The organism is Bauldia sp. (genome assembly GCF_020442045.1).
Lineage (GTDB): Bacteria > Pseudomonadota > Alphaproteobacteria > Rhizobiales > Kaistiaceae > Bauldia.
On the sequence record NZ_JAGRLA010000187.1, the window covers coordinates 24,316 to 35,960 of the forward strand.

The window sequence follows — 11,645 nt, forward strand, 5'->3', positions numbered from 1 at the left end:
GACCGTCGCGAGGCCGTGGAGTCCGATTGGCGCGAATATTCCACGCCCAATTCAAGCATTTGTGGGGTCCACTTCGCTACCGATACGATAACCTATCGACGCGTATCGGCCGGACTGGGGTACATCCGCTGCGAACATCCTGCGAGCGTCGAAGAGCACCTTGTCGTGAAGGGGAAGCACCGACAGCCGTTCGTAGTCAGGCCACTTGGTCGCAACGACGATGACATCCGCGTCTGCGACCGAATCCTCCCAGGAATCGACGAAAGCCGGACGTGGATCGCCACCTAGCGCTCTTGCAAAGCTGGAAACAGCGATCGGATCATGTGCCAGGACCTTGGCCCCGGCGTCGAGGAGAGATCGAACGATCGCCAGTGACGCGGATTCTCGAACGTCGTCGGTCCCGGGCTTGAAGGCGAGTCCAAGCACGAGGCAGGTCTTTCCTTTTAGCGATCCGACTTCACGTTCGAGGATTTCGCGGACTTGATAAGGCTGATCCTTGTTCACGTCGAGCACCGCCTGAAGCATGCTCATGGGCATGCCAAACGACTGCCCTTGGGAGCGCAGCGCCTGAACGTCCTTCGGAAAACAGCTCCCCCCGAAGCCACAGCCGGGAACCAGATAAGAGAGGATGGCAGGCTCGACGCGGCGGCCGTCGACAACCGGATTCCAACGTCGATCCAGGCTCACGCCCTTAACGACGTCCATGACATCAATGTCACCAAGGGCGGCGGCAAGATTCGCGATCTCATTGATCGCGGAAATCTGCGTCGCGAGGATAGCGTTGTTGGCATACTTGATCAGTTCGGCCGTCCGTGTGTTGACACAGACCTTTTCGCAGCCCCACGGCCGGTAAAGCTCTTCGAGCCGACGCCGGGTCTCAGCGTCCTCGAAGCCGATCACGATCCGGTCAGGTTCCATGAAGTCGACGACAGCGCTCCCTTCCCGGAGGAACTCCGGATTCATGCCGAGACCAAAGGCATCGCCGAGCCGCTTCCCGGATGCCGCCTCTATCTCGCCCCTCACCATCGTGTCGGTGGTCCCGGGGACCACGGTGCTCTTCACGACGACCGAAAGGAAACGGCTCGCTCCCTTGAGCCATGCGCCAATCTCTTGGGCGGCCGACCGAATGTGTTGGAGGTCAATTGCACCATCCTTGGACGGTGTGCCAACGGCGATAAGCACGATGTCCGCCGTAGCCATACTGGCTGCCATGTCGCTTGAAGCGCGAAATCGCCCCTCCGCGACGACCTTCCCCAGAAGCGCCGGCAAACCTTCCTCGAATATGTGAGGCTCCCCGCCATTCAACCGAGCGACGATCTCCTCATTGACGTCGATACATGTGACATCATGCCCCTTGGCGGCAAGGCAGACGCCGGAAACGAGACCGACATATCCCGCACCGATGATGCTGACCTTCATGTGCGGTTCTCGGCTTCGTGCTTGAGGAATGCGAGATACCGACGCACCCCCTCCTCGACGTCAACCCTCGGATCGTACTGGAGGATGGCGCGGGCCTTGTCGATCATGGGGCAACGACGGTTGGGATTGTCTGTCAGGTACTCAGCGTCATCGCTGGTTTCGTATCGCACCTTGCCGGAGTATCCAAACAACTCCATGCCGGCTTGCTGGTAGGTCATTGCAAGTTCCCGAACCATGATTTCCGGTTTGTCTGTACCGATGTTGAACACCTCGAATTGGCCGTGGAGCAGGCATTTGAGGTAGCCCGAGACAGCGTCGGCGACGTAGCAGAAAGTCCGGGTCGGCGTCCCATCCGACAGGATGACAATATCCCGCCCTTCCAGCACGCAATTCGCGAAGTCGGCCGGCAGCCGACGGTCGCCGACACGCATTCCAGGACCGAAATTATTGAACGGCCGCGCTACCGTTATTGGTGTGGCAGCGGTTTTTGCGTAGACGTAACAGATCGTTTCGCCGAACCGTTTCGACTCATCGTAACAGGCTCGCGGTCCAATGCAGGAAACATTGCCGCGATACTCTTCCGCGGTCGGGATCGCGTCGCTCGCCGGATCGCCATAGATCTCGCTGCTCGAAAAGAAAAGAAAGCCGCGCAATCCCCCGGAATCAGAGTACATGTCCAATAAACGCCGCAGTCCCCAAATGTTGGCATCAATGGTTTCCAGAGGGAACTGACGGTAAAACGTCGGGGACGCGATAGACGCCATATGAACCACAAAATTTGCTTTTACAGCCCCGGGCACGACTTCAAGATCGTCTTTCGCGATATCGAAAGAATGAAGATCGATCTTCTCAGGAAATTCTTGAATGAGATCGTCCATCCAGGCAGGACGACCAAAAATGAAAGTGTCGACCCCAATAACTTTCTGAATACCGAGAGAGATGGCGTTTCTTACAAGATACTGTAGAAAGTAGTACCCCAAGAATCCCGCACATCCCGTAACAAGTACCGTCGAATCGCGGAATTTATTTTTTTCCGCATCGGTCAACGACCCATCGATCTCAGCCAGATCCCCGGCGACAACAGGGTTGAGCGGATTTTTCATGCCCGTCGCACCGCTTGTTCCAGAACCTGTCCCGTCCATGGCGCTCGTCCATTCGCCCGGAGACGCCCTGATCGCTCTTTGTCACGTTGTGTATTCATACCGACCCGATGCCCATCATGACGGTAATCCAATCGTCTACCGCCGAACGCAAAGATGTATCCGCGGCCGCCGATTGGACGCCGCAGCCCGCTCAAGTCGTGGGCCTATCACAGCCAACTCCCCAGTGTACACTACGGCGACTCCAAACTTTTTCGTCATGCCGGTCGGGGTATTCCACCCCTTCGACCTCGGCCATGTGAAACGCCACACGGACGAGCCTGGCGAGGCCATCGGTGACCAATGCCTGATTGGTCCCGGCATTACCAGCGAGCGCGGGAATCAGCCAAGATTGTGGGCGACCAGCAGGCGGCGGAAAAGGAGAACGCACCTTGCGGCAATCGAGGTGCTCCCGCGCTTTCTTTCGGAACGTTGCGCGGATCGCACGCTTCTCTCAGGGGTCAGTTTCGTTTTTTTGGCGCCTGGCGCCGGCGCGCGTGTGCGCGGCGTTTCGCCTCTTCCTTGCGGAGCGCGCCGACCTTCCGCTCCAGCTTCCCGGCCCGCCTCCGCGATGCCCTTTCCAGACGGAAGAAGCGCGTCCTCAATCCCTTGCGCAGGTAGTCATAGGTCGTCGCGGCGATCGCAGCCACCACCACCACGAACAGCAACGCGCCGGAATGCGACGACTCCGGGTCCGGTCCCGGCACCGCGATCGCGACGATGGCGAGGATCGCCGCGATGCCGATGGTGACGGAAGCGATCGGCATGGCCCTGAGGAATGCGGCAAGTGGCGAGCGGCGTCCACGGTCCTTGCGTCCCTGTCGCTGCCGGCGTTTGCCACCCGCGGCTTTCACGGTCCTGGGCCTCTGTCCCTTTCCGCTCCCTCCCGGCCTTCCGCGTCCGTTGCCCGGGCCGCGCCCGCTCCGGTTCGCCTTTCCCGCGCCGGCTGCCTTCCGCCCGGTCGCTGGCGTCGCCGCGGTGGCCCGCGACGAAATTCCCGCGCCTTCCCGTCGCTCGACCTCGTCGAAGGATATGATCGGGAAGGCATCGACCCTTGACGCAGGATTGGCGTTGATCACGGTGCAGCGCAAGGGATCGATCCCGTCGGCGATCGCCCGCCAGCTCTTTCGATGCAGGTCCCGGGCCGGATTTGGAAGGTTGTATTTGTCGCCGACCTGCTGATAGCCGGCGAAGTAGTAGTTCGGGTTGTCCTTCTGCTCGACGATCTCGAGGACGATGCCCTCCCTCTGCTCGGCGCCTTCGACGATCGGCACATAGTCGCCGTCAACGCCGAGAAGATAGATCCGCTTGTATCCGAGGAGGCTGGCCCAGGCGCAGGTGTGGCTTCCCGTCGTCACCGGCCGGGCCTGCAATGCGGCGGAGGCAAATCGCATCTCGTCGAAATTCACCACCCGTGGCGACCCGCCGGTTTCGCCGAGCGCCTCGATCAACTCGCCCCTCAGCAGGAACAGGCGAATGCCGAGTTCGTCGGCATTCTCGATCAACTTGCCGATCTGGGCCTTGTGCGAACGCCCGACAACCGTGTCGAGGCAGGCATAATATTGCGGGAACCAGCCGATTTCGTACCAGTGGCGATAAGCGGCATTCATGCCGAAGACATCGAAGCGGTCGAGCTTGGCGAAATCGAATCCCTTGAGCGAAGGGCCGTTGCCGAGGATGATCGCCGGGCGATCCGGCATCCGGTCGACCGTGGCGCGCCCGGGACTCAGCCAGGCGGTGGCGGCCTCCGCCACCTTGTCCCCGCCCGGGTCGTCGCGGATCGCGACCAGGTTCCCCCAGGCGTCCTCCGTCTCAAGTACGCAGGGATAGCGCTTCAACCCGAACCAGTCGTGCTTGCCGCCGTAACGCTCGATCGGGTGCCATTCACTGACATAGACGCCATATCCCTTGGCCACGAGGAAATCGGCCATGTCGCGCCAGTCGTAGCCGAGCGGCACCGTCTTGGCATCCTCGAACTCGCAGACGACCATCAATGGCGCCACGCGATCCCATGGCACGCCCTGGAGAACGAAGCGGTCGTGGCCCTCGGTATCGATCTTCAGGAGGTCGACGCGGCTGATATTGCGGTCGGCGAGAAACTCCGTCAGCGACACGACGTCGACCTGCTGGGCGACCTGGTGGCTTTCGTGGAACGGGCTGAAGCCGCTGATGCCGGTGCTGACATCGGAGCGGAAGAAATCGACTCCGGTTTCACTGGTGTCGCCGACCGCCCGCGCGTCGACGGTGACCAGGCGCCGCTTCTTCTCCGGAAATTTCGCAAGGCGATCCAACAGCGCCTTGCGGTTCCGGTCATCCGGCTCAAAGGCAAAGATACGCCAGCCTTCGTGCAGGAAGGGCGTCAAGGACGAGCCTTCATGCGCACCGACGTCGATCATCACGCGCTTGTGTTCCCTCGGAAGGATCAGTTCCGTCGCCAGCCGTACTTCGCTCAGGGCCGCCGAACTGGCACGCGGATATCCGCCGACAATCAGCCCGGCGAGCTTGCTAATCTGCTCCAGCGTCTTTTCTCTCCAGTATTTCCGCTCGCGATAGGTCGCGACCACCCGATCCGCGAATGCCTCGACCTCCCTGAGGTCACCGCCGTCGCCTTCCTCGCCGATGACGCGGTCGAACCTATCGAACGGAAAGACCCGCACGGCCGACTTTTCGTTCAGGTTGGTGACGCGTACCGGAAATCCCTTGAGGATATCGGCGGTCTGCTGCCAGGAGCGCAAATGCATCCCCGCGGAGCGATTGGGCGGATTGTAGCGATCGCCTTTGCGCTGATAGCCGTCGAAGAAGTAGTTCGGGTTATGCTCCGGATCGCGCGATATGGTCAGGGCGCGGCCCTCGACGTCGGCTTCCTCCAGCTTCTCGACATAGTCGAGATCGACGCCGAGGATGTGGATCCGCCGATATCCCAGCACCACGCCGACCAGGACCGAGAAGCTTCCGGTGGTGATCAGCTCGTGATCGAGGAAGCCGAAGCCTTTCCGCATCTCTTCCAGGAAGAAGACGCAGGGGTCCTGCCGCAGGTCCGGATAGGCGTCGAGGATGTTCTCCCGGAGGAAGAAGCCTTCGATCCCGTATTGCTGCCTGTTCCGGATCAGGCGGACGACCTCGTCCTTGTGTGAATCGAGGACCACGTCGTCGAAGCAGCAATAATAGGTCGGATATTGTCCGATCTCGTCCCAGAACCGGTAGGCGGCATTCATGCCGAGCCAGGCGCGGCCTTCGAGTGCGGCGAAATCGAATCCCTTCAGCGACGGGCCGTTGCCGAGGACGAAGAGCGGCCCTTCCTTCCGCCTGAACCGCAGGCCGTCGAGGTTGTTGTAGGTTCCGCGGTGATGGTAGACGACGACCTCGGGCTCCACCGAATCGAGGTTCTGGCGCGAGCTGAGCGCGGCGGTCTCCAACGCGGTCGATTGCCAGTTCCGGTGCGCCGCCTCGCCCGACGACTCGTTTGAGCGGTGGTACTTTTTCGCCGACGAGACCGGCACCCCGTAGCGGCTGGCGAGGATCGAATAGATCGATTGCGTGCGGTGCCCCCAGTAGGGAAACAGCGAGAGCAGCTTCTCCCGGCTGACCGAATCCGGCGCGACCTTGCCGGCGACCAGGTCGGCCCTGAGCGCTTCAGCCCCGGCGTCGAGCCGAACACGCCTCTTTTCGTGCTCGGCGATCGACTTCGGCCACAGCACGGCCCGTCGATCCTGGCCGAGGACATAGGCTTCCTCGATCAGCTCCTGATACTTCCCGCCGCGCCGGTAGCCGACGATGCATGAGCAGAGATGGGGCGCCAGCAGGTCGGCATTCGTCGCCCCGATCACCGCCTGCGCCTCGGGATGGGTGAAGACGGCATTCGCGAACGGCCAGCTGGGCCGATCGTCATGATCGGCTATGAAGAACCCGTCCCGGGCGATCCTGTCGAAGATCTCCCTGACATCCTGCAGCGCCGACAGGCCGGCATCCATCCACAGCACGAGGTCGCCGTCGTGGACATGCGGCTCGCTCGACCGGATGGCGGCCGGCTTGTAGGCCCGCGTCTTCGGCTCGAGGTATTCGGGGAAGAAGGCCCGCGCCGCGTCCGGATAGTCGAGCACCTCCACCTTTTCGAGCTGGCCCAGCCGCTCCCGTTCGAACGGTGTCAGTCCCAGGCTGTAGACGTAGATCCGGTCGACGGTCAGAAAGCTGGTCCGGTGCAGGCTGGCGACGAGGTTCAGCCCCTGCTCGTAATAGGCCGGGTCGAAGGAAGTGATGACGATCCGCCGCGGCGGGCCGGATTCGAGCGATCGCTTCCCGAGCTCCGCCCATGTCGTCGCATAGGGTTCCTCGGCGCGCTTGTTGCCGACCACCTCGAGTCGCGACGGCGACGCATAGAAATATTCAAGCAACCGGTCTTCCAGGAAGGCCGTCTGCTGCGCCTGTTCGGGAGTGAGGACCACCTTCGCCGTCTTCCGGTCCTCCCGGGCGACATGAAACTCCGCGTAGCGGTGGAGCCACTGCCAGGCCACGTAGCCGAACCGATCGTCGACCAGGTGCAGGCATTCGTCGAGCTGCCGCATCCGGAACGCCGTGCTCTTGGCGTCCTCATGGGCGGTGGCGTTGCACAGGATACGGTCGAGGAACCCGAACCGGAAGCCGCGCTGCGCAATGCGAATCCAGTATTCGTAGTCGAGCTGGAGGTTGTAGGCCGCGTCGAGACCGCCGACCGCCTCATACACCCGCCGGCGAAAGAAGACCGCGGGCTGGAGCAGCCCGATCGCGACCTGGAGCGAGCGCCGGAAATCGGTACCCTCCGGCTGGACGAAGGCTTCCGAGAGCGTGTTGCCCTCGGCGTCCACCCGATTGCCTCGCCCATAGACGACATCGATCTCCGGATTGGCCTCGAAGAAGGCCACCACCGCGGCAATGGCGCTCTCGTCGCTGTAGTAATCGTCGGAATTCAGCCAGGTCAGGATATCGCCGTCGGCAAGCGCGAGGCCCTTGTTGATCGCGTCGACCTGACCACCATCGGGTCCGATCGTCAGCCTGACCCGCTGGTCACCCTCGGCATAGGCCCGAAGCATTTCCGCGGTGCCATCGGTGGAACCGCCGTCGAAGATGATGTGTTCATAGTCCGCCGACGCCTGGCCGCGAACGGATTCAAGCGTCCTTTCGACAAACCGCCCCTGGTTGAAGGATGGTGTGACAACGGCGACCTTCAAACGAATTCTCCCTGCGGAAGCACGCGAAGCCAGCGCCGTTCGTCCAGTCCCGGCAGCCTCCCATGATGGAATTTTCGCACGTATTTGCAGCTCGATCGCGTGTACTTCGCCAGATACCGCCTGTCGAGGAGCTGCCCCGCCGATCGACAATTATGTGGCGGTTTTGTCCTACAGCCACCTATCCATGTCAACCGCGCCCGGCGGCCGTTTCCGCACCAGTTGTCGCGCCGATTCGCCGGGCTGCCTTGCCCGATTGGACATGTGCCCGTCACCATGCCGGGAACCACGATCCCCGGCAAGCCGCCGCGAGCGAGAGGTATCGCTTGACCGGACGGCGGTCCTGTGTTGCAGAACACGTCGTTCGACGTGGCGCGCCGAAGTCGCGGCAATCGGTCTTGAGAATCAGGGTCATCCGAGACGTCGGCGCCCCTGGTCCCGGACCTGGAGCGGGCCGCGAAATGCCAGTCGCGCTGCGCCCTGGCACGGTCTCCGGAGGCAATGAACTTGACGAATGATTCAACGGGCCAGGGTTCGGACAAGGTCGCGCTGATAACCGGCGTGACCGGCCAGGACGGCGCCTATCTGTCGGAATTCCTCCTCGAAAAGGGCTATGTCGTCCACGGCATCAAGCGGCGGTCCTCGTCGTTCAATACCGGGCGCATCGAGGGCCTCTACCAGGAGCCGCACGAGGCCAACCAGCGCTTCATCCTGCACTATGGCGACATGACCGACGCGACCAACCTGATCCGCGTCGTTCAGGAGACCCGGCCGGACGAGATCTACAATCTCGCGGCGCAGTCGCATGTCATGGTCAGCTTCGAGACCGCCGAATACACCGCCAATGCCGATGCGCTGGGGACATTGCGGCTGCTCGAGGCGATCCGCCTGCTCGGCCTCGAGAAGAAGACGCGCTTCTACCAGGCCTCGACCTCGGAGCTCTACGGCAAGGTCCAGGAGATACCCCAGACCGAGAAGACACCCTTCTATCCGCGCTCGCCCTACGCCGCCGCCAAGCTCTACGCCTACTGGATCACGGTGAACTACCGCGAGGCCTACGGCATCCACGCCTCCAACGGCATCCTCTTCAACCACGAAAGCCCGATCCGCGGCGAGACCTTCGTCACCCGCAAGATCACCCGCGCGGTCGCGGCGATATCGCTCGGTCGCCAGGACAAGCTCTATCTCGGCAATCTCGACGCCAGGCGCGACTGGGGCCATGCCCGCGAATATGTCCGGGCGATGTGGATGATGCTCCAGCAGGACGAGCCGGACGACTATGTGCTGGCCACCGGCGTGACCACCACCGTCCGCTCGTTTGTCGAATGGGCCTTCGCCGATGTCGGCATCACCATCGAGTGGCAGGGCGAAGGCGTGGAAGAGAAGGGCCTCGACGCGGCGACGGGACGGGTCGTGATCGAAGTCGATCCGCGCTATTTCCGGCCGACCGAGGTCGAATTGCTGATTGGCGACGCCACCAAGGCGCGGGAGAAGCTCGGCTGGACGCACGAGATATCGGTTCGCGAGCTGGTCACCGAGATGGTGCGCGAGGATCTCAAGGTGATGGAGGAATCGACGGTGATCCGCGATGCCTGAAGCGACCGCGCCCTATCCCCTCGACGGAAAGCGGGTCTGGGTCGCGGGCCATCGCGGCATGGTCGGACAGGCGGTGGTCCGCCGCCTCGAAAGCGAGCCTTGCGAGGTCCTCACCGTCGACCGGCGGACCGTCGACCTCCGCAATCAGGCCGAGGTCGAGGCGTGGCTCTCGGAGACCCGGCCGGACGCCGTCGTCCTCGCCGCGGCAAAGGTCGGCGGCATCCTCGCGAATGCGACCTACCCGGCGGACTTCCTCTACGACAACCTGATGATCGAGACGAACATCATCCATTCCGCCTTCACGGTCGGGGTCGAGAAGCTGCTGTTCCTCGGCTCGAGCTGCATCTATCCGAAATTCGCCGAACAGCCGATCGTCGAGGAGAGCCTGCTGACCGGCCTGCTGGAGCCGACCAACGAGGCCTATGCGATCGCCAAGATCGCCGGCATCAAGCTCTGCCAGGCCTATCGCGAGCAGCACGGCGCGGACTTCATCTCCGCCATGCCGACCAACCTCTACGGCCCGGGCGACAACTTCGACCTTCAGTCGAGCCACGTCCTGCCGGCCCTGATCCGGCGAACCCACGAGGCGAAGCAACGCGGCGACGCCAGCCTCGTCATCTGGGGGACCGGCGCGCCGCGCCGGGAATTCCTGCATGTCGACGACTGCGCCGCCGCGCTGGTCTTCCTGCTGAAGGCTTATTCGGATTCGCCGCATGTCAATGTCGGCTATGGCGAGGATATCAGCATCCTCGATCTCACCCGGCTGATCGCCGAGGTCGTCGGTTATGACGGCGCCATCGAGCATGATCTCTCCAAACCGGACGGCACGCCGCGCAAGCTGATGAGCAGCGCGCGCATCCGCGCTCTCGGCTGGGAGCCGAAGATCGGCCTTCGGGAGGGCATCGCATCGACCTATGCCGACTTCGTCGCCGGAACGGCGGGCGGGTCACGGACGGGCCGCCGCCCTGGCGCGGACGAATAGGGGCGGAATGGCATGAACCGCATGAAGACGGTGATCGGCCTGCGCCGGGATGGGCTCGGCGCAAGGCTGATGACCATCGCAAACGGCCTCCGTCTGGCCAGGCTGTTGGATGTCCCGTTCTGCTTCGCGTGGATCAGCGACAAAGCGCTGGCGAATATCGAACGGGAAGAGATCGACTATTCCATCCCGTTCCCGGACGACACGCTGAACATTCCGATCTTCGACTCTTCGGCGATGGCGGAGGCCGGCGCAAGATTCGGTACGATTGACGACTGTCTCCTGTATTCCGAGCCGTACAGCCTGTTTGCCGATTCGGCATCGGCGATGATTTCCAGATCGGAGGTGTCGAGCGCCGATGCGGTCCTTTGCTCCTGCGCGCATTTCCAGAGGTTCGACGACGAGCCGTATATGGAGGCGCGAAGCAGCCTGAGTAATGCGTTCGGTGCCGTCTACCCCAACGCCAGGATCGCGCTAAGGGCCGCCGGGTTCCTGGCCAACCACGATCTCCGATCGGCCCTTGGCGTTCACGTCCGGCGTGGCGATCTTCTGGAGCATCCCATCGGGGGCCCTCATCGCAATCGTGTCGTCGATCTCCCACGCTATTTCCGGCTGATCGACAGGATCGGCGAGTCCCGGCCGCTGTTCCTGTGCACCGAGGCCAGCGACGTCATCGAGGCATTCCATGCCCGTTATCCCGGTCGCGTCACGACCTTCCCGGCGACATCCTGGGACCGGTCCAGTCCCGCCGCCGTCGCCGATGCCTTCGCCGAGATCCTGCTGCTTTCCGAGACCGCGACCATCATCGCCGGGAATAGTGCATTCAGTCGGGCGGCCGCCGGCCGCGGCATGAAGCCCCTGCTGATGCTGAGGGAGGTCGACGTCGCGGAGAACGACCTCGTCGCGGCGAACGAGCTCCTCCATTTCGGACACCTCGACCACGCGGCATTGTTGCTCGACGGGCGGCCGGAGCGTCCCGATGACGAGCGCGGCAGGGCCGCGAAGGCGAAGCTTGAGCGGCTTCAGGCCGCGCGGCGGGCCGGGTAGCCAGGCTGGCTGGCGTCCCGCGGGGGGAGTGGCGTGGCTGCGGGGAGGACTCCTTCGCTGCCATCCTGAGGTGCCCGGCGTAGCCGGGCCTCGAAGGACGCACCGGCCACAGGCCGAAGCAAACATCCACCGGCGGGCCGGGTAGCTAGGACGCGGAAGGGCCGCCGGAAGGCGATTCCGGCACCTCCGCCATCCGCCGGCGGGCATCGATGTCGAGCCTCCGCATCGCCGCATAGACGTCGCGCTTGGCTTCGTGGAAGCGGG

The 11,645-nt window shown here is 63.0% G+C and carries 6 protein-coding genes; 3 read left to right on the forward strand and 3 right to left on the reverse strand.

Annotated elements, in window-relative coordinates; translation table 11 throughout:
- Positions 1-51: 51 nt before the first annotated feature.
- The 3 genes from KDJ86_RS20130 to KDJ86_RS20140 all read right to left on the reverse strand — a co-directional run bounded on the left by KDJ86_RS20130 (position 52) and on the right by KDJ86_RS20140 (position 7,762).
- Positions 52-1,419: a UDP-glucose dehydrogenase family protein gene (locus KDJ86_RS20130; protein ID WP_291750103.1), complete on the reverse strand. Its 1,368-nt coding sequence runs from the start codon at positions 1,417-1,419 to the stop codon at positions 52-54.
- Positions 1,416-2,561, reverse strand: a complete 1,146-nt coding sequence (locus tag KDJ86_RS20135) for an NAD-dependent epimerase/dehydratase family protein (RefSeq protein ID WP_291750106.1) — start codon at positions 2,559-2,561, stop codon at positions 1,416-1,418. The genes KDJ86_RS20130 and KDJ86_RS20135 overlap by 4 nt, the downstream gene beginning before the upstream one ends.
- A 458-nt stretch (positions 2,562-3,019) precedes the next feature.
- Positions 3,020-7,762: an FkbM family methyltransferase gene (locus tag KDJ86_RS20140; RefSeq protein ID WP_291750108.1), complete on the reverse strand. Its 4,743-nt coding sequence runs from the start codon at positions 7,760-7,762 to the stop codon at positions 3,020-3,022.
- A 504-nt stretch (positions 7,763-8,266) separates the two neighbouring features.
- Here KDJ86_RS20140 and gmd point away from each other — a divergent pair.
- Genes gmd through KDJ86_RS20155 form a run of 3 tightly spaced genes read left to right on the forward strand, consistent with a single transcriptional unit; the run spans position 8,267 to position 11,381 of the window.
- On the forward strand, positions 8,267-9,355 hold the full coding sequence (gene gmd / locus KDJ86_RS20145; RefSeq protein ID WP_291750110.1) for a GDP-mannose 4,6-dehydratase: 1,089 nt from the start codon (positions 8,267-8,269) through the stop codon (positions 9,353-9,355).
- A complete protein-coding gene (gene fcl, locus KDJ86_RS20150; protein ID WP_291750115.1) occupies positions 9,348-10,337 on the forward strand; it encodes a GDP-L-fucose synthase in 990 nt (329 codons plus the stop codon). The genes gmd and fcl overlap by 8 nt, the downstream gene beginning before the upstream one ends.
- 12 nt (positions 10,338-10,349) lie before the next feature.
- The gene (locus KDJ86_RS20155; protein WP_291750117.1) at positions 10,350-11,381 is read left to right on the forward strand and encodes an O-fucosyltransferase family protein; all 1,032 of its coding nucleotides are present in this window, start codon (positions 10,350-10,352) and stop codon (positions 11,379-11,381) included.
- The last annotated feature ends 264 nt before the right edge of the window (positions 11,382-11,645 follow it).

What these genes read in the sequence shown, in the direction of transcription:
- KDJ86_RS20130 (WP_291750103.1), bottom strand. Translation starts at nt 1,419, where the DNA reads ATGAAGGTCAGCATCATCGGTGCGGGATATGTCGGTCTCGTTTCCGGC.
- KDJ86_RS20135 (WP_291750106.1), bottom strand. Translation starts at nt 2,561, where the DNA reads ATGGACGGGACAGGTTCTGGAACAAGCGGTGCGACGGGCATGAAAAAT.
- fcl (WP_291750115.1), top strand. Translation starts at nt 9,348, where the DNA reads ATGCCTGAAGCGACCGCGCCCTATCCCCTCGACGGAAAGCGGGTCTGG.
- KDJ86_RS20155 (WP_291750117.1), top strand. Translation starts at nt 10,350, where the DNA reads ATGAACCGCATGAAGACGGTGATCGGCCTGCGCCGGGATGGGCTCGGC.